Source organism: Dryocola clanedunensis subsp. sulfonylureivorans, from assembly GCF_016756775.1.
In the GTDB taxonomy this organism is placed as follows: domain Bacteria; phylum Pseudomonadota; class Gammaproteobacteria; order Enterobacterales; family Enterobacteriaceae; genus Dryocola; species Dryocola clanedunensis.
The window spans coordinates 177,588-194,322 of the sequence record NZ_JAERMU010000009.1 but is presented as its reverse complement, the minus strand read 5'-3'; the positions used below and the strand labels follow the sequence as shown (position 1 = coordinate 194,322).

The window sequence follows — 16,735 nt, the reverse complement described above, 5'->3', positions numbered from 1 at the left end:
GGTGCCGTAAGGGGCGCAGTGTAGCAGCTTTTGTGATACTCCGCACAAATTCTCGTAAATATGCCCGGCCGGTGCGTTAATCCCCGCCCGCAGGGTGGCCGCTCAGGCGTTTCCTCTGCGTCATGCCCATGCATTAGTGAAGGTTAAGCGTATAATGTTCTATTCACGGAATAAATATTACCCGCTGACCCGTCATAAGGATGAGCAAGGATGAAAGGTAAAAAGCCCGCCGTTGTTGTGATTGTAATTATTGCGCTGCTGGCCGCCTGCGTGGGTGGCTGGATGTGGTACCGAAGCCAGCAGGACAGACCGCTGACGCTGTACGGTAACGTTGATATTCGCACCGTCAATATGAGCTTCCGCGTCGGCGGACGTCTGGCGGCGCTCAACGTTGATGAGGGCGACGCCATAAAGGCGGGCGAGCCGCTGGGCGTGCTGGATCAGGGCCCTTACGACAACGCGCTGCTGCAGGCCGGGGCCAACGTGGCGGCCGCCCAGGCGAAGTACGACCTGGTGATAGCGGGCTACCGCGATGAAGAGATAGCCCAGGCCGCCGCCCAGGTTAACCAGGCGCAGGCCGCCTTTGACTACGCCCAGAACTTCTATCAGCGCCAGCAGGGGCTGTGGGCCACCCGGGTGATTTCCGCAAACGATCTGGAAAATGCCCGTTCTTCGAGCGAGCAGGCAAAAGCCACCCTGAAGTCCGCGAAAGATAAGCTCAGCCAGTACCGCACCGGCAACCGCCCGCAGGAAATTGCCCAGGCGCAGGCCAGCCTGCAGCAGGCCAAAGCGCAGCTTGCCCAGGCCCGGCTTGATTTGCAGGACACCACCCTCATCGCCCCTTCCAACGGCACCCTGCTTACCCGCGCCGTGGAACCGGGCAGCATGCTGAACGCAGGCAGTACGGTACTCACACTTTCCCTCACTCGCCCCGTCTGGGTTCGCGCCTACGTCAATGAAGTCAGCCTGAATCAGGCTAAACCCGGCACCGAAGTGCAGATTTATACCGACGGGCGACCGGATAAGCCTTACCGGGGCAAAATCGGCTTCGTCTCCCCTACCGCTGAGTTCACCCCGAAAACTGTCGAAACGCCCGACCTGCGTACCGACCTGGTCTATCGCCTGCGCATCATAGTCACGGATGCCGACGATTCGCTGCGCCAGGGCATGCCGGTGACCGTGAGCTTCGACGGCGGGCAAAATCATGAGCAGCAATGACGGGATCGTCCGCCTTCAGCAGCTGATGAAAAGCTTTCCCGGCATGGATAAGCCCGCCGTCGCCAGCCTGGACTGCGAAATTCACGCCGGAGAGGTCACCGGGCTGGTTGGCCCGGACGGCGCGGGGAAAACCACGCTGATGCGCATGCTGGCCGGGCTGCTGAAGCCCACGGAGGGCAGCGCTCAGGTTATCGGTCTCGATCCCATTAAAGACGACCGCGCCCTGCACGCCGTGCTGGGTTACATGCCGCAGAAGTTTGGGCTGTATGAAGATCTGACGGTAATGGAAAACTTAAACCTCTATGCCGACCTGCGCGGCGTGACGGGGGAAACTCGCGAATCAACCTTCAAAAGGCTGCTGGAATTTACCTCTCTCGGGCCGTTTACCGCACGCCTGGCCGGTAAGCTTTCCGGCGGCATGAAGCAGAAGCTTGGCCTGGCCTGTACGCTGGTCGGCCAGCCGAAAGTGCTGCTGCTCGATGAGCCGGGCGTGGGCGTTGACCCCATCTCCCGCCGTGAGCTGTGGCAGATGGTGCACGAGCTGGCGGGCGAAGGAATGCTGATCCTGTGGAGTACGTCCTACTTAGACGAAGCCGAGCAGTGCCGGGATGTGCTGCTGATGAACGAAGGCGAGCTGCTGTACCACGGCGCACCGAAGGAGCTGACGCAGAAAATGGCCGGAAGGTCGCTGCTGGTCAGCCACGGCGAGGAAAACAACCGCAGGCTGCTGCAACGGGCGCTCAGGCTGCCGCAGGTGAGCGACGGCGTAATTCAGGGCCGCTCGGTGCGGCTTATCCTCGCCAAAGACGCTACCCTGGACGAGCTTGCCAAAGCGCTCAATTTACCTCCGGAACATATCGCGCAAACCGAACCGCGCTTTGAAGATGCGTTTATCGATTTGCTGGGCGGCGCGGGCGAGCAGGAGTCGCCGCTCGGTGAAATCCTGCATACCGTCGAGGGCAGCCACGACGAAACGGTCATTGAAGCAAAACAGCTGACCAAAAAATTCGGTGATTTCGCGGCTACCGACCACGTAGATTTTACCGTGCAGCGCGGAGAAATTTTCGGCCTGCTCGGGCCAAACGGCGCGGGCAAGTCCACCACCTTCAAGATGATGTGCGGGCTGCTGGTGCCAACTTCGGGCAAGGCGCTGGTGCTGGACATGGATCTGAAAACCAGCTCCGGCAAGGCGCGCCAGCACCTGGGCTATATGGCACAGAAATTTTCCCTCTACGGCAACCTGACGGTGGCGCAAAACCTGCGCTTTTTCTCCGGCGTTTACGGCCTGCGCGGTAAGGCGCAGGAGGAGAAGATCGGGCGCATGAGCGAGGCGTTTAACCTCCAGCCGATTTTTAACAGCCAGACGGACGCCCTGCCGCTCGGCTTTAAGCAGCGCCTGGCGCTGGCCTGCTCGCTGATGCACGAGCCGGACATTCTGTTTCTGGATGAGCCAACCTCGGGCGTTGACCCCATCACCCGCCGCGAATTCTGGCTGCACATCAACAGCATGGTGGAAAAAGGCGTCACGGTGATGGTCACCACGCACTTTATGGACGAGGCGGAATACTGCGACCGCATCGGGCTGGTGTACCGTGGCAAGCTTATCGCCAGCGGCACGCCGGACGATCTCAAGCAGCAGGCCGCGAACGACGAGCAGGCCGATCCGACCATGGAGCAGGCGTTTATTACGCTTATCCACCGCTGGGATGAGGAGCATGACGATGAGCGAGCATAGCCAGTTTGTCTCGTGGCGGCGCGTCCGCGCCCTGTGCGTGAAGGAGACCCGTCAGATTGTGCGCGACCCGAGCAGCTGGCTGATTGCGGTGGTCATCCCCCTGCTGCTGCTGTTTATCTTTGGCTACGGGATAAACCTCGACTCCAGCCGCCTGCACGTCGGCGTGCTGATTGAGCAGCAGAGCAAGGAGGCGCTGGACTTCACCCATACCATCAGCGCCTCGCCCTACATTCAGCCCACCATCAGCGATAACCGCCAGCAGCTGATCCAGCTGATGCAGGCCGGGAAGATCCGCGGCCTGGTGGTCATCCCCACCGACTTCGCCCAGAACATGGCCCGGGCCGGGGCGACGGCGCCGATTCAGGTGATCACCGACGGCAGCGAGCCGAACACCGCCAACTTTGTTCAGGGCTATATGGAGGGGATCTGGCAGATCTGGCAGCAGCAGCGGGCGGAAGACAGGGGCGAAGCGTTCCAGCCGCTGATCGACGTCCAGCTGCGCTACTGGTTTAACCCCGCCGCCATCAGCCAGCACTTTATTATCCCAGGCGCGATAACCATTATTATGACGGTGATTGGCGCAATTCTGACCTCGCTGGTCGTTGCCCGCGAATGGGAGCGCGGCACCATGGAAGCGCTGCTTTCGACGCAGGTAACGCGCACCGAACTTCTGCTGTGCAAGCTGCTGCCCTACTACGTGCTGGGCATGCTGGCGATGCTGCTGTGTATGCTGGTGTCGGTGTTTATTCTCGGCGTGCCGTATCGCGGGTCGCTGCTGCTGCTTTTTCTGATCACCAGCCTGTTTCTGCTCAGCACGCTGGGCATGGGTTTACTTATCTCCACCATTACGCGCAACCAGTTTAACGCCGCTCAGGTAGCGCTGAACGCCGCATTTTTGCCGTCGATCATGCTGTCCGGGTTTATTTTCCAGATAGACAGCATGCCCGCGATTATCCGCGCCGTGACCTACGTTATTCCCGCGCGCTATTTCGTCAGCACGCTGCAAAGCCTGTTTCTGGCGGGCAACATTGCTACGGTGCTGGTGGTCAACGTGCTGTTCTTGATCGCTTCGGCGGTGATGTTTATTGGCCTGACGGCGCTGAAAACGAAGCGCCGCCTGGATTAAGGAAAAGCCATGTTTCATCGATTATGGACACTGATTCGCAAAGAGCTGCAGTCTCTGCTGCGCGAGCCGCAGACCCGCGCCATTCTGATTTTGCCGGTGGTGCTGCAGGTGGTGCTGTTCCCGTTCGCCGCCACGCTTGAAGTCACCAACGCGACGATTGCGATTTACAACGAGGATAACGGCAGCCACTCGGTAGAGCTGACCCAGCGTTTCGCCCGCGCAAAAGCGTTTAACCACGTGCTGCTGCTGAAAAGCCCGCAGGAGATCCAGCCGACAATAGACAACCAGAAGGCGCTGCTTTTGATTCGCTTCCCGGCGGACTTCTCGCGCAATCTGGCAGGCCAGCAGCCCGCGAAGCTGCAGATTATCCTCGACGGGCGTAACTCCAACAGCGCCCAGATTGCGGCCAACTATCTCCAGCAGATCGTCAAAAACTACCAGCAGGAGCTGATGACCGGCCAGCCAAAGCCGAACAACAGCGAGCTGGTGGTGCGCAACTGGTATAACCCGAATCTGGACTATAAATGGTTCGTGGTGCCGTCGCTGATTGCGATGATCACCACGATTGGCGTGATGATCGTGACTTCGCTGTCGGTCGCCCGCGAGCGCGAACAGGGTACGCTCGACCAGCTGCTGGTTTCACCGCTCGCCACCTGGCAGATCTTCGTTGGCAAAGCGGTGCCCGCGCAGATCGTTGCCATTGCCCAGGCGACCATCGTGCTGGGCGTGGGCATCTGGGGCTATCAGATACCGTTTTCCGGCTCGCTGCTGCTGTTCTATTTCACGATGCTGATTTACGGGCTGTCGCTGGTGGGGTTTGGCCTGCTCATCTCGTCGCTTTGCGCCACGCAGCAGCAGGCGTTTATCGGCGTGTTCGTGTTTATGATGCCCGCGATTTTGCTGTCGGGCTATGTCTCACCGGTGGAGAACATGCCGGTCTGGCTGCAAAACCTGACGTGGGTAAACCCCATCCGGCATTTCACCGACATTACCAAGCAGATTTATTTGAAGGATGCGAGCTTAGATATCGTCTGGGGGAGCGTCTGGCCGCTGCTGGTGATAGCGGCCACGACGGGTTCAGCGGCGTACTGGATGTTTCGTCGCAAAATCGCCTGATTTGTCTTTGGCGAGCAGCGAGTAGATGGCGGGTCCGGCAATCATTGCGAGGCCCGCAGCCAGCAATAGCCATTTGTTTTCTACCACGCGGGAGAGCAGCCACAGGGCGATCATCGCCGTACCGAAGTACCAGGTGGTGGTCAGCTCTTCAAGAAAATCGCCGATGTCGCGCAGCTTGCCGCTGTGGAAACGCTGGAAGGCAAACATCAGGATAACCGTTGCCACATACAGCAGGCACAGGCCCACAGCGACCGGGATCAGGGTCTTTGTTTTCCAGCCAACAAGTACCACACATACCACCATCAAATGCAGCATAATCTGCCAACAAGTCAGGCCGGTTGCCACCTGTATCCGTTGTTGCCACTTCATGTTTTCACTCCTGGCATATATTTTCCTGTCTTTGAGAGTACGCAAGTGTACGGAAAATTCCGCTTCCCGCCCTCTTTTTGTGACAAAGACTACACTTTATTTTCATCAGGATAACGAAAAGACCGGGAGCGGCATGGCACATCACACTCCGCGCTTTTCTTTTAAAGTGCTCACGATTAATACACACAAAGGCTTTACCACCTTCAACCGGCGTTTCATTTTGCCGGAGCTGCGGGACGCTATACGCACCGTATCTGCGGATATTGTCTGCCTTCAGGAAGTCATGGGCGCGCACGAGGCTCACTCGGTGCGCTTTGAACACTGGCCGGAGACCAGCCATTATGAGTTTCTGGCGGATACGGTCTGGGAAGATTTTGCCTATGGGCGAAACGCAGTTTATCCCGAAGGACACCACGGAAACGCGGTACTCTCCCGCTTTCCCATCATTCATTACGACAACCGGGATATCTCGGTTGAAGGCCATGAAAAGCGCGGCATGCTCCACTGTCAGATGACCGTGCCGGACAGCAACCTGCGCGTGCACGTTATCTGCGTGCATCTTGGCCTGCGCGAGGAGCACCGCCAGGCGCAGCTCGCCATGCTCTGTAAGCTGGTCAACGAGCTGCCAGAAGGCGAACCGGTTGTGGTGGCCGGAGACTTTAACGACTGGCGTCAGAAAGCGAGCCATATGCTGAAAAAAGAAGCCAGCCTGGACGAGGTATTTACCCGCGCCTGGGGCCGCCCCGCGCGCACCTTCCCGGCGGGTTTCCCACTGCTTCGCCTTGACCGTATCTACGTAAAACATGCCTCTGTCAGCGCGCCCGCCACGCTTAATTTACGTCAGTGGCGGCACCTGTCAGACCATGCCCCCCTCGCCGTGGAGATCCATGTATGAAAAATAACTGGCGTGACGGCAACCGTATTGAGCTGCTGGAGAACGGCGATGCCTTTTTCCCGGCGGTCTTCGACGCTATCCGACAAGCAAACAGCAAGGTGATCCTGGAAACGTTTATCTGGTTTGAAGACGACGTGGGCAAGCAGCTTCATGAGGTGATTCTGGACGCTGCCCGTCGCGGCGTGAGCGTGGAGGTGCTGCTGGACGGCTACGGCTCGCCCGATCTGAGCGACAGTTTCGTCAGCGAGTTAACCACCGCGGGCGTGATGTTCCGCTATTACGATCCCCGCCCGCTGATTTTTGGCATGCGCACCAACCTGTTCCGCCGCATGCACCGCAAAATCGTTGTGGTGGACGGCGAACTGGCGTTTGTCGGCGGGATCAACTATTCCGCTGAGCATATGATTGATTACGGCCCGGAAGCCAAACAGGACTACGCCGTTAAGGTGGAAGGCCCGGTGGTGCAGGACATTTACCAGTATGTGATCTCAAACCTGCCCGGCGAGGAAAATCCACGCCGCTGGTGGGGGCGTCGCCATAACAGCGCCCATGAAAACCTGACGCCGGGCGAGGCGCAGGCGCTGTTTGTCTGGCGTGATAACAACGAGCACCGCGACGATATCGAACGTTACTACCTGAAGATGCTCAGCAACGCGAAACAGGAAGTGATTATTGCCAACGCCTATTTCTTCCCCGGATACCGTCTGCTGCACGCGATGCGCAATGCCTCACGCCGCGGCGTAAAAGTGAAGCTGGTGGTTCAGGGCGAGCCGGATATGCCGATCGTGAAGGTGGGCGCCCGCCTGCTCTATAACTATCTGGTGAAGTCCAACGTTGAAATATACGAGTACACCCGGCGTCCGCTGCACGGCAAGGTGGCGATTATGGACGATCACTGGGCGACGGTGGGATCCAGCAATCTCGATCCTCTTAGCCTGTCGCTGAACCTGGAAGCGAACCTGATTATCTACGATAAAGCGTTCAACGCGGAGCTGCGTGAAAACCTCAGCGAGCTGATCGCCAACGACTGCAAACGGGTAGATGAAACTATGGTGCCTGAGCGCACCTGGTGGAACCTGGGGAAAAGCGTGCTGGCGTTCCACTTCCTGCGCCACTTCCCGGCGATGGTCGGCTGGCTGCCCGCGCATACTCCGCGCCTTTCGTTAGTAAAGCCTCCGGTGCAGCCCGAAATCGAGACGCAGGATCGGGTGGAGACGGATAATCAGGGGGTGAAATTCTGATGTCTCACTCGCACCCTAAATGGCGGAAAGCAAAGAAAATCCTCACCTGGCTCTTTTTTATCGCGGTGATCGTGCTGCTCGTGGTGTACGCCACCAAAGTGGACTGGGAGGAAGTGTGGAAGGTCATCCGCAACTATAACCGCCTGGTGCTGGCAAGCGCAGTCGGGCTGGTGATCCTCAGCTACCTGATTTACGGCTGTTACGATCTGCTCGCTCGCGCCTACTGCGGGCATAAGCTGGCGAAACGGCAGGTTATGCTGGTGTCGTTTATCTGCTATGCCTTCAACCTGACGCTGAGCACCTGGGTGGGCGGCATCGGTATGCGCTACCGGCTCTACTCCCGGCTGGGCCTGCCGAGCGCCACCATTACGCGAATATTCTCGCTAAGCATCTCTACGAACTGGCTCGGCTACATCGTGCTGGCAGGCGTTATTTTCACCGTCGGCGTGGTGCAGCTGCCGGACCACTGGTATATCGACGAGGGAACGCTGCGCATTCTGGGCGTCGTTCTGCTGGCGTTTATCGCGGTCTACCTGTGGTTCTGCGCGTTCGCTAAACATCGTCACGCGACTGTCAGGGGTCAGAGACTCGTCCTGCCATCCTTTAAATTCGCCCTCGCACAGCTGGTTATCTCCAGCGCCAACTGGATGGTGATGGGGGCGATTATCTGGCTGCTGCTGGGCCAGGAGGTGAACTACTTCTTCGTGCTGGGCGTGCTGCTGGTGAGCAGTATCGCGGGCGTTATCGTGCATATCCCGGCGGGTATCGGCGTGCTGGAGGCGGTATTTATTGCGCTGCTGGCGGGTGAGCACGTCAGCCACGGCACGATTATCGCCGCGCTGCTGGCCTATCGCCTGCTCTATTTCATCGCCCCGCTGCTGCTGGCGATCGTCTGTTATTTGGGACTTGAGAGCCGGGCGAAGAAAATGCGGGCGAAGAACGAGAAACAGATGGATTCGAATTAATTTCCTGTCCCATTTAGCTTGCTTTTCCAGTTTCGCAATGGATCACTGTCTGATTTCATCGATATTGCTAACTAAATCATGGTTTAAATAAGCCCCACTGATACATTTGGACGGCATCTAAAAACATATATATTTATATAAACAAACTATTGGTTCATTCCTTTACCAGGGCTTTATATGAAATGCATTATTATTCTATTTATCACATCTCTTTTAGCTGGTTGTGTCATTGGAGATCCTGATCCTTTCCTGAAAGGTGATATTAAGGCTATCAATGATAAGGTCTGTATTTATACTAAAAACGCGAGCGCTAATGATAAATATATCGCATATGGCATTAGTCAATATCCAGACTGGAGCCAAAGTGAAAATTTAAAAACTATCCCACCTGTAAACGCCTGGTTATCCTGCCTGCCATATTATGACTATCAAGCTGAGGTAAAATACAGTGTGGTATATGTAGTGGAAAACGCTAAAGGAGAAAAAATATTATATGACGCTATGTTCATGGTTCATCGTATAGATGGGGAAACGGCAGTGGAACGATTAGATTAAATGGATTTTTTACACCAGAGTCGTTATGCCCTCTTTTTAAATTACCCCACCAGACTTTTGTCTGGGTGGGGTATAAGTCTTAGCGACGGTTGCCGAAAATACGCAGCAGCATCAGGAACAGGTTGATGAAGTCCAGATACAGCGTTAGCGCGCCAAGAATGGAGTACTTGCGCATGTTCTGCGTGTCGCGCACGTCAATCTGCTCGCCGATGTTTTTCAGTTTCTGAGTGTCGTACGCCGTCAGGCCTACAAACACGATCACCCCGATATAGGTAACAGCCCACATCAGCGCCGTGCTTTTCAGCCAGATGTTGACCAGCGACGCCAGCACGATACCGATCAGCGCCATAAACAGCATATTGCCGAAGCCGCTCAGGTCACGCCTGGTGGTATAGCCGTAAAGGCTCATGGCACCAAACATGCCGCCCGCTACCACGAAGGTGCTGGCAATGGACGAGTAGGTGTAGACGATAAATATGCTGGAGAGCGTCAGGCCCGTCAGCGCGGAATAGAGCATGAACAGCGTGGTCGCCATACCGGCGCTCAGCTTATGCACCATGCCGGACAGCACGAACACCAGGCCCAGCTGGACAATAATCAAACCAAAGAAGGTGATTTTGCTGGAGAAGACGAATTCCATCACCGCCGGGGTGTTGGCGGCATACCAGGCAACAAACGCGGTAAGCAGCAGCCCGCAGGTCATCCAGCCATAGACCTGCGCCATATAGGCCTGCAAACCAGTTCGCGCATGCTGAACTATAGTGTCATTGGAGCGGGGGAATCGATCCATGATGCTTCCTCAAGTAATTTACGTTGACCTAATTTCAGGCTAGAAAGCCTACCATGTATAAGATTAACACAACTGCACGCGGGTGCATGTTACCAGCGTTTCGCCGCCTGCTTGTCCGTATCCCGGGATTCTACCCAGCGATCCCCTTCCGGCGTGGCCTCCCGCTTCCAGAACGGCGCGCGCGTTTTCAGATAATCCATCATGAACTGCGCTGCTTCGAAGGCTGAGCTGCGGTGCGCGCCGGTCACGCCGACAAAGACGATTTCATCGCCCGGGCACAGCTCACCGATACGGTGGATGACAGACACGCGTTGCAGCGGCCAGCGCTCACGAGCCTCTTCGATAATTTCCGCTAACGCTTTTTCAGTCATTCCCGGGTAATGCTCAAGCGTTAAGGCTTTCACGCTGTCGCCCAGGTTGTGGTTTCGCACCTTGCCGGTGAAGGTCACGACCGCGCCGTCTTCGTCGCACTGTGACAACCACTGATACTCATCGCCCACGCTAAAATTCTCATGGCCGACGCGGATACGAGTGTTATCGCTCATTTCAGCCTCCCGTCACCGGTGGGAAGAAGGCCACTTCGTCGCCGTCTTTTAGCTGATGGTCAAAGCTCACCAACGTCTGGTTTACCGCTGCCAGCAGCTTGCCGGATTCCAGCGCCAGCGCCCAGCGGTCGCTTCTGGCTGCAAGATGCTCACGCAGCTGTTCTACGTCGGCAAAGGCTGATTCAACCTGAAGGTTGTCGCAGTCCACCAGTTCGCGAACCTGGGCAAAGAACAAAACGTTAATCATGACTGTCCGCCTTAAAGTCTCCGGATTTGCCGCCGCTTTTGGTCAGCAGACGAACCGGGCCGATGACCATGTCTTTCTGCACCGCTTTGCACATGTCGTAGATCGTTAGCGCGGCAACGGAAGCGGCAGTTAACGCTTCCATCTCCACGCCAGTTTTCCCTGTCAGACGGCACACGGCTTCGACACGCACACGGTTGTGCTCAGTTTCGGCTTCGAGATTAACTTCCACTTTGCTCAGCAGCAGTGGATGGCACAGCGGGATCAGCTCCCACGTGCGCTTAGCGGCCTGAATGCCCGCGATACGTGCGGTGGCAAACACATCACCTTTGTGGTGGCTGCCGTCGACAATCATCGCAAGCGTAGCGGCCTGCATGGTGACAAAGGCTTCAGCGCGGGCTTCGCGCACGGTCTCATTTTTAGTGGATACGTCCACCATGTGCGCTTCGCCGGCGGCGTTAATATGGGTCAGTTGCGACATAGTCTATTTCTTGATGTGGGGATGGAAGTTGCAGGGACGCTGGGTGGCATCCAGCTGCTGAAGAATGATGTTTTCCCATGCGGTACGGCAGGCTTTCGTCGAGCCGGGCATGGCAAAAATCAGCGTACGATTGGCCATCCCTGCGACGGCACGAGACTGCAGCGTGGAAGTGCCGATCTCTTCGTAAGAGAGCATGCGAAACAGCTCGCCAAAACCTTCTATTTCACGGTCGAAAAGTGGCAGAAGCGCTTCGGGGACCTGGTCGCCATCGGTAAAACCCGTGCCGCCGTTGATCAGGACTACCTGCACGTTCTCGCTGGCAATCCATTGTGACACCTGGGCGCGGATCGCATAGCGATTCTCTTTCACAATGGCTTTGTCTACAACCTCGTGGCCTGCTTCGGTTGCGGACTCGTGAAGATAGTGGCCAGAGGTGTCATCTTCCTCGGTACGGCGGCCGGAGACCGTCAAAATGGCAATACGCGCCGGGATAAACGCTTCGCTTACCTGACTCATACTTATTCTCCTTAATTTTTGACGCTATCCACCAATCCAGGACAGGTTTTGTGTGATGCCGGTATGACCGTCATGCAGGAAATGGGTCTGCTTTTTCTGGGCCAGCGCCGACGAGATGCGCGCTTCGAGCGCCTCGCCCTGCGCATCGTCCGCTAACAGGTCGCGCAGGGAGATGCCCCCCTCGCCGAACAGGCAGAGATGCAGGTTGCCGACGGAAGAGACGCGCAGGCGGTTGCAGGTGGCACAGAAGTCTTTTTCATAGGGCATGATAAGACCAATTTCGCCTTCATAGTCCGGATGGCAGAAGACCTGCGCCGGGCCGTCGCTGCGGCCGCTTAGCTGACGTACCCAGCCGCGCTGTAGCAGCTGATCGCGGATAGTAGTGCCGGAAATATGGTATTTACGGAACAGTTCGCCGCCGTCGCCGGTTTCCATCAGTTCGATAAAGCGCAGCTGAATGGGACGCGGTTTAATCCACGCGAGGAAGGTCTCCAGCTCATGACTGTTTACGCCACGCATCAGCACCGTATTAACTTTTACTTTTGTGAATCCGGCGGCAAAGGTCGCGTCAATACCGTCCATCACCTGGCGGAATTTGTCCTGCCCGGTAATGGCGTGAAACTGGCGGGCATCGAGGCTATCGACGCTGACGTTAACGGCGGTCAATCCCGCATCGCGCCATTGCTGTACGTCGCGAGCCAGGCGATAGCCATTGGTGGTCACCGCCAGCTGACGAATGGCTGCGTTTTCGCGGACGGCGGCAATGATTTCGGGGAAATCACGACGTAATGAGGGTTCGCCACCGGTGAGACGGACTTTTTCCGTCCCCAGTGCGGCAAAGGCACGGGTGACACGGCGAATTTCATCGACGTTGAGGAAACTTTTATTCGCCACGCCGTGCGGCTTGTAGCCGTCGGGCAGGCAATAGTTGCAACGGAAGTTGCAGACGTCGGTGATGGACAGACGCAGATAGAAGAATTTGCGCGCAAACGCATCGGTCAGTTGTGAAGCCATAAACACCTTTCCAAATACGGGAGATGCAGGCATTTCTTTCTGCACCCTGGTGACCGGGAGGGTCACGGCCAAAGCACCTTGTCTTACGATTTAGGTCCAGAGGCTTAGTGTGTGTTTAACGATAGTAGCGCGTTGGGAACAGGTTCGCCATAGCAGCTTTCGTTATATAAATCCATACATAACGAACTAATCGTTCAATTTCGACACAGAGTACGCGAAAAGTTAACTTTTACCTTGATATACATCATTAACCCCAGAGCCTGCATCGTTTTTTCGGCGCTTTTACGCTACCTTAAGCCGGAGAGTTTTCATAAGGAATAGCTATGCGCAGTCGCACGTTTGCGGATCTTGATCGGGTAGTAGCACTCGGCGGTGGACACGGTCTTGGCCGGGTGATGTCCTCCCTTTCGTCTATGGGGTCACGTCTGACCGGTATTGTGACAACCACCGATAACGGCGGTTCCACCGGGCGTATTCGACGCTCTGAAGGTGGCATTGCCTGGGGCGATATGCGCAACTGTTTAAACCAGCTCATTACCGAACCCAGCGTCGCATCGGCAATGTTTGAGTATCGTTTTGGCGGTAACGGCGAGCTTTCCGGTCATAACCTTGGAAATCTAATGTTAAAGGCTCTGGATCACCTGAGCGTGCGGCCTCTGGAAGCCATTAATCTCATTCGCAACCTGCTTAAGGTCGATGCATTGTTGATTCCGATGTCCGAGCAGCCGGTAGATCTGATGGCTACCGATGCGGACGGCCATTTTGTCTACGGCGAAGTGAATATCGACAACCTCGCTTCACCACCGCAGGAGCTGATGCTCTACCCGAAAGCCCATGCGACGCGCGAAGCGGTAGAAGCCATTGCCGAAGCGGACCTGATTCTTATTGGTCCGGGAAGTTTTTATACCAGCCTGATGCCGCTGCTGCTGCTTGAAGATATGGATCAGGCGCTGCGCCGAACGCCTGCGCCGGTGGTGTATATCGATAATCTGGGACGCGAGCTGAGCGTGGCGGCGGCCAGCCTGAGCCTAAAGAATAAGCTGGACATTATGGAGCAGCGGGTCGGAAAACGAATCATCGATGCGGTGGTGGTTGGCCCGCATGAAGATGTCTGTGACGTACAGGATCGCGTAGTGATTCAGGAGCCGCTTGAGGCCAGCGATATTCCCTATCGACACGACCGCCATCTTTTGCGCCAGGCGCTTGAGAAGGCGATTCAGACGCTGGGATGATTTTACCCTCACCCCGGCCCTCTCCCTAAAAGGGAGAGGGGGAAAACGAAAGCGTCACCCGACGCTGTTCTCATGATGCCGCAATAAACAGATCCCGCAGCTGATGGAGCTGGTCGCGCACCTGTGCCGCCTCTTCAAATTCAAGGTTCTGGGCATGTTCCAGCATTTTGGCTTCCAGCTGATGGATTTTCTGCTGGAGCGCTTTCGGCGTGAGGATGATTTCGTCGTCTTCAATCACGCTGCGCGCTTTGCTCTTCATACGGCCTTTGGTTTTCGCCATCCCCTCGCCGAGCTGCAGGATATCCACCACTTTCTTGTTCAGACCCTGCGGCGTGATGCCGTTTTCTTCGTTGTAGTGCTGCTGCTTCTCGCGACGACGTTCCGTTTCGCCAATCGCCTTCGCCATGGACGGGGTAATTTTGTCACCGTACAGAATTGCCTTGCCGTTAACGTTACGCGCCGCACGGCCGATGGTCTGGATGAGAGATCGCTCCGAACGCAGGAAGCCCTCTTTATCTGCGTCGAGAATCGCCACCAGCGAGACTTCCGGCATATCCAGCCCCTCACGCAGCAGGTTGATACCGACGAGCACGTCGAACTCCCCAAGGCGCAAATCGCGGATGATCTCCATACGTTCTACCGTATCGATATCTGAGTGCAGGTAACGCACCTTCTCGCCGTGCTCTTCCAGATACTCAGTCAGGTCTTCCGCCATGCGTTTGGTGAGCGTGGTCACCAGCACGCGCTCGTTAATTTCGACGCGTTTACGGATCTCCGAGAGCAGATCGTCCACCTGGGTGGCTACCGGGCGTACTTCAATGATGGGATCAAGCAGGCCGGTTGGACGTACGACCTGATCGACAATGTCGTCACCGGATTTCTCCAGCTCGTAGTTACCGGGCGTTGCGGAGACATAAATGGTTTGTGGAGCCAGCGCTTCGAACTCTTCAAATTTAAGCGGACGGTTATCCAGCGCGGAAGGCAGGCGGAAGCCATATTCAACCAGCGTCTCTTTCCGTGCCCGGTCGCCGCGATACATGCCGCCAATCTGCGGGATGGTAACGTGGGATTCATCCACTACCAGCAGGCCATCCGCAGGCAGGTAGTCAAACAGCGTTGGCGGCGCTTCCCCAGGCCCACGGCCGGAGAGGAAGCGCGAGTAGTTTTCGACGCCCGAACAGTATCCCAGCTCGTTCATCATCTCTAAATCGAACTGTGTCCGCTGGGTTAAACGCTGCTCTTCAAGCAATTTGTTGTTGGCCAGCAGCACCTTGCGTCTGTCTGCCAGTTCGACTTTGATCTCTTCCATGGCCTGCAGGATACGTTCACGCGGCGTCACATAGTGCGTTTTTGGATAGACAGTGAAGCGCTGGATCGCCTGGTCAACCTGCCCTGTTAAGGGATCAAACAGTGAAAGGCGTTCAACTTCTTCGTCAAACAACTCCACGCGCAGGGCAAGATCGTCAGATTCCGCCGGGAAAATGTCGATGACCTCACCCCGAACCCGGAAGGTGCCGCGCTGGAACGCCTGATCGTTACGGGAATATTGCAGTTCGGTCAGGCGGCGCAGAATTGAACGCTGATCGATGATCATCCCTTTGGTGAGGTGCAGCATCATCTTCAGATAGAGATCCGGATCGCCCAGACCGTAGATCGCCGAAACGGATGCCACTACGATCACATCGCGACGCTCCAACAGCGCTTTGGTCGCCGACAGGCGCATCTGCTCAATGTGCTCGTTAACGGAGGAATCTTTTTCGATGAAGGTGTCGGAGCTGGGGACATAGGCTTCCGGCTGATAGTAGTCGTAGTAGGAGACGAAAAACTCGACCGCATTGTCCGGGAAGAACTCTTTCATCTCGCCATAAAGCTGTGCCGCGAGGGTTTTGTTAGGTGCCAGCACCATAGTGGGGCGTTGCAAATCCGCAATCACGTTTGCCACGGTGAAGGTTTTCCCTGAGCCGGTTACCCCCAGCAGCGTCTGGTGGGCAAGGCCATCTTCCAGCCCCTCTTCCAGACGACGAATGGCCTCAGGCTGATCGCCTGAAGGTTTGAATGCGGAATTTAGTTTGAACGCTTTACTCATGCGGGGCTACCTGGTGAAGAACTCGCGGGCCGGAGGATAATTTTACTCGCCACAGGAATTTTTGCCAGTCATTAATACTGGATGAAAAACCAGTTCCAACTTCCCGTATGTCCATTACGCCACCAAATAATGGCGTGCTTTGCGTGCAATTTCATCAACTGCGGAATTTATCACTGGCCTTCAGGGGTTATCCCCAGATTTTTTTGGCATTTAACATTTGTCAAGCAGTGTAATGAAAGTGAGTGATGGATATTTGACACTTTTCTTACACGGATTGCTTTTATCTAACCATCTAAATTTAAACAACTTTCCACAAAAGACCGGTTTCGCGCCAATCCGCGCGCAAGCCGCGCCCGCTCTCGTTCACCGATAGTTTTCTAACTCTAATGCACAAGGTTATCCACAGGAATAGTGGATAAGTGCATCCAGGCCTTTTGGGTAGCCGCTCGCAAAAATCCACACAAACCGTATTTTTACCCTGAAAAAAAATTTTCGGGATTTTTTTTCCATTAAGTTCGCCTTTTTTACCGCGAGCGGGCAGCTTGAGGCGGCTCACAAATTCGGGATATATCCCGCTCACCCGAGCACTCTTCTGCACCAAAATTGA

The 16,735-nt window shown here is 56.0% G+C and carries 17 protein-coding genes and 1 riboswitch; of the genes, 9 read left to right on the top strand and 8 right to left on the bottom strand.

Annotation, left to right across the window (positions count from 1 at the left end; all coding sequences use genetic code 11):
- Nucleotides 1-210 precede the first annotated feature (210 nt).
- Genes hlyD through HYQ67_RS11740 form a run of 4 tightly spaced genes read left to right on the top strand, consistent with a single transcriptional unit; the run spans nucleotide 211 to nucleotide 5,195 of the window.
- On the top strand, nucleotides 211-1,218 hold the full coding sequence (hlyD, locus tag HYQ67_RS11755) for a secretion protein HlyD (RefSeq protein ID WP_202303873.1): 1,008 nt from the start codon (nucleotides 211-213) through the stop codon (nucleotides 1,216-1,218).
- Complete coding sequence (locus HYQ67_RS11750; RefSeq protein WP_202303872.1) at nucleotides 1,205-2,953, top strand: ATP-binding cassette domain-containing protein; 1,749 nt, start codon at nucleotides 1,205-1,207, stop codon at nucleotides 2,951-2,953. The genes hlyD and HYQ67_RS11750 overlap by 14 nt, the downstream gene beginning before the upstream one ends.
- The gene (locus HYQ67_RS11745; RefSeq protein WP_202303871.1) at nucleotides 2,940-4,079 is read left to right on the top strand and encodes an ABC transporter permease; all 1,140 of its coding nucleotides are present in this window, start codon (nucleotides 2,940-2,942) and stop codon (nucleotides 4,077-4,079) included. Before HYQ67_RS11750 ends, HYQ67_RS11745 begins: the two co-directional genes overlap by 14 nt.
- 9 nt (nucleotides 4,080-4,088) lie before the next feature.
- Nucleotides 4,089-5,195, top strand: coding sequence for an ABC transporter permease (locus tag HYQ67_RS11740; RefSeq protein WP_202303870.1), 1,107 nt, complete (start codon nucleotides 4,089-4,091; stop codon nucleotides 5,193-5,195).
- On the opposite strand, the gene HYQ67_RS11735 is transcribed toward HYQ67_RS11740, so the two are convergent.
- Nucleotides 5,157-5,564: a YbhQ family protein gene (locus tag HYQ67_RS11735; RefSeq protein WP_202303869.1), complete on the bottom strand. Its 408-nt coding sequence runs from the start codon at nucleotides 5,562-5,564 to the stop codon at nucleotides 5,157-5,159. The two genes, HYQ67_RS11740 and HYQ67_RS11735, sit on opposite strands and share 39 nt — an antisense overlap.
- A gap of 133 nt (nucleotides 5,565-5,697) precedes the next feature.
- Here HYQ67_RS11735 and HYQ67_RS11730 point away from each other — a divergent pair, with 133 nt between their 5' ends.
- From HYQ67_RS11730 to HYQ67_RS11715, 4 genes are all read left to right on the top strand, one after another.
- A complete protein-coding gene (locus tag HYQ67_RS11730; protein ID WP_202303868.1) occupies nucleotides 5,698-6,459 on the top strand; it encodes an endonuclease/exonuclease/phosphatase family protein in 762 nt (253 codons plus the stop codon).
- Nucleotides 6,456-7,700 carry a cardiolipin synthase ClsB gene (clsB, locus tag HYQ67_RS11725; RefSeq protein WP_202303867.1) on the top strand — a complete coding sequence of 415 codons (1,245 nt, stop codon included), beginning with the start codon at nucleotides 6,456-6,458 and terminating at the stop codon, nucleotides 7,698-7,700. The genes HYQ67_RS11730 and clsB overlap by 4 nt, the downstream gene beginning before the upstream one ends.
- Complete coding sequence (locus tag HYQ67_RS11720; protein WP_202303866.1) at nucleotides 7,700-8,665, top strand: lysylphosphatidylglycerol synthase domain-containing protein; 966 nt, start codon at nucleotides 7,700-7,702, stop codon at nucleotides 8,663-8,665. Before clsB ends, HYQ67_RS11720 begins: the two co-directional genes overlap by 1 nt.
- A gap of 177 nt (nucleotides 8,666-8,842) precedes the next feature.
- Nucleotides 8,843-9,220 (top strand): putative T6SS immunity periplasmic lipoprotein, encoded by a 378-nt coding sequence (locus HYQ67_RS11715; protein ID WP_202303865.1) that lies wholly within the window; start codon nucleotides 8,843-8,845, stop codon nucleotides 9,218-9,220.
- Nucleotides 9,221-9,299: 79 nt separating this feature from the next.
- Here the strand turns inward: HYQ67_RS11715 and HYQ67_RS11710 are convergent, their stop codons facing one another.
- From HYQ67_RS11710 to moaA, 6 genes are all read right to left on the bottom strand, one after another.
- Entirely contained in the window at nucleotides 9,300-10,010 is a 711-nt protein-coding gene (locus tag HYQ67_RS11710) for a Bax inhibitor-1/YccA family protein (RefSeq protein ID WP_202303864.1), read from the bottom strand.
- A gap of 89 nt (nucleotides 10,011-10,099) precedes the next feature.
- Nucleotides 10,100-10,555: a molybdopterin synthase catalytic subunit MoaE gene (gene moaE / locus HYQ67_RS11705; RefSeq protein WP_202303863.1), complete on the bottom strand. Its 456-nt coding sequence runs from the start codon at nucleotides 10,553-10,555 to the stop codon at nucleotides 10,100-10,102.
- A gap of 1 nt (nucleotide 10,556) precedes the next feature.
- Nucleotides 10,557-10,802: a molybdopterin synthase sulfur carrier subunit gene (gene moaD / locus HYQ67_RS11700; protein WP_202303862.1), complete on the bottom strand. Its 246-nt coding sequence runs from the start codon at nucleotides 10,800-10,802 to the stop codon at nucleotides 10,557-10,559.
- Nucleotides 10,795-11,280 (bottom strand): cyclic pyranopterin monophosphate synthase MoaC, encoded by a 486-nt coding sequence (gene moaC / locus HYQ67_RS11695; RefSeq protein WP_202303861.1) that lies wholly within the window; start codon nucleotides 11,278-11,280, stop codon nucleotides 10,795-10,797. The genes moaD and moaC overlap by 8 nt, the downstream gene beginning before the upstream one ends.
- A 3-nt stretch (nucleotides 11,281-11,283) precedes the next feature.
- Nucleotides 11,284-11,796, bottom strand: coding sequence for a molybdenum cofactor biosynthesis protein B (gene moaB / locus HYQ67_RS11690; RefSeq protein ID WP_202303860.1), 513 nt, complete (start codon nucleotides 11,794-11,796; stop codon nucleotides 11,284-11,286).
- A gap of 24 nt (nucleotides 11,797-11,820) precedes the next feature.
- Nucleotides 11,821-12,810 (bottom strand): GTP 3',8-cyclase MoaA, encoded by a 990-nt coding sequence (gene moaA / locus HYQ67_RS11685; RefSeq protein WP_202303859.1) that lies wholly within the window; start codon nucleotides 12,808-12,810, stop codon nucleotides 11,821-11,823.
- Nucleotides 12,798-12,932, bottom strand: a riboswitch (molybdenum cofactor riboswitch). (Overlaps the previous gene by 13 nt.)
- A gap of 201 nt (nucleotides 12,933-13,133) precedes the next feature.
- Here moaA and yvcK point away from each other — a divergent pair.
- The gene (yvcK, locus tag HYQ67_RS11680) at nucleotides 13,134-14,042 is read left to right on the top strand and encodes a uridine diphosphate-N-acetylglucosamine-binding protein YvcK (RefSeq protein WP_202303858.1); all 909 of its coding nucleotides are present in this window, start codon (nucleotides 13,134-13,136) and stop codon (nucleotides 14,040-14,042) included.
- A gap of 70 nt (nucleotides 14,043-14,112) precedes the next feature.
- On the opposite strand, the gene uvrB is transcribed toward yvcK, so the two are convergent.
- Nucleotides 14,113-16,128 carry an excinuclease ABC subunit UvrB gene (uvrB, locus tag HYQ67_RS11675; RefSeq protein WP_202303857.1) on the bottom strand — a complete coding sequence of 672 codons (2,016 nt, stop codon included), beginning with the start codon at nucleotides 16,126-16,128 and terminating at the stop codon, nucleotides 14,113-14,115.
- Nucleotides 16,129-16,735: the final 607 nt, after the last annotated feature.

Coding starts and splice junctions, on each gene's coding strand:
- hlyD (WP_202303873.1), top strand. CDS start 211: ATGAAAGGTAAAAAGCCCGCCGTTGTTGTGATTGTAATTATTGCGCTG.
- HYQ67_RS11750 (WP_202303872.1), top strand. CDS start 1,205: ATGAGCAGCAATGACGGGATCGTCCGCCTTCAGCAGCTGATGAAAAGC.
- HYQ67_RS11745 (WP_202303871.1), top strand. CDS start 2,940: ATGAGCGAGCATAGCCAGTTTGTCTCGTGGCGGCGCGTCCGCGCCCTG.
- HYQ67_RS11740 (WP_202303870.1), top strand. CDS start 4,089: ATGTTTCATCGATTATGGACACTGATTCGCAAAGAGCTGCAGTCTCTG.
- HYQ67_RS11735 (WP_202303869.1), bottom strand. CDS start 5,564: ATGAAGTGGCAACAACGGATACAGGTGGCAACCGGCCTGACTTGTTGG.
- HYQ67_RS11730 (WP_202303868.1), top strand. CDS start 5,698: ATGGCACATCACACTCCGCGCTTTTCTTTTAAAGTGCTCACGATTAAT.
- clsB (WP_202303867.1), top strand. CDS start 6,456: ATGAAAAATAACTGGCGTGACGGCAACCGTATTGAGCTGCTGGAGAAC.
- HYQ67_RS11720 (WP_202303866.1), top strand. CDS start 7,700: ATGTCTCACTCGCACCCTAAATGGCGGAAAGCAAAGAAAATCCTCACC.
- HYQ67_RS11715 (WP_202303865.1), top strand. CDS start 8,843: ATGAAATGCATTATTATTCTATTTATCACATCTCTTTTAGCTGGTTGT.
- HYQ67_RS11710 (WP_202303864.1), bottom strand. CDS start 10,010: ATGGATCGATTCCCCCGCTCCAATGACACTATAGTTCAGCATGCGCGA.
- moaE (WP_202303863.1), bottom strand. CDS start 10,555: ATGAGCGATAACACTCGTATCCGCGTCGGCCATGAGAATTTTAGCGTG.
- moaD (WP_202303862.1), bottom strand. CDS start 10,802: ATGATTAACGTTTTGTTCTTTGCCCAGGTTCGCGAACTGGTGGACTGC.
- moaC (WP_202303861.1), bottom strand. CDS start 11,280: ATGTCGCAACTGACCCATATTAACGCCGCCGGCGAAGCGCACATGGTG.
- moaB (WP_202303860.1), bottom strand. CDS start 11,796: ATGAGTCAGGTAAGCGAAGCGTTTATCCCGGCGCGTATTGCCATTTTG.
- moaA (WP_202303859.1), bottom strand. CDS start 12,810: ATGGCTTCACAACTGACCGATGCGTTTGCGCGCAAATTCTTCTATCTG.
- yvcK (WP_202303858.1), top strand. CDS start 13,134: ATGCGCAGTCGCACGTTTGCGGATCTTGATCGGGTAGTAGCACTCGGC.
- uvrB (WP_202303857.1), bottom strand. CDS start 16,128: ATGAGTAAAGCGTTCAAACTAAATTCCGCATTCAAACCTTCAGGCGAT.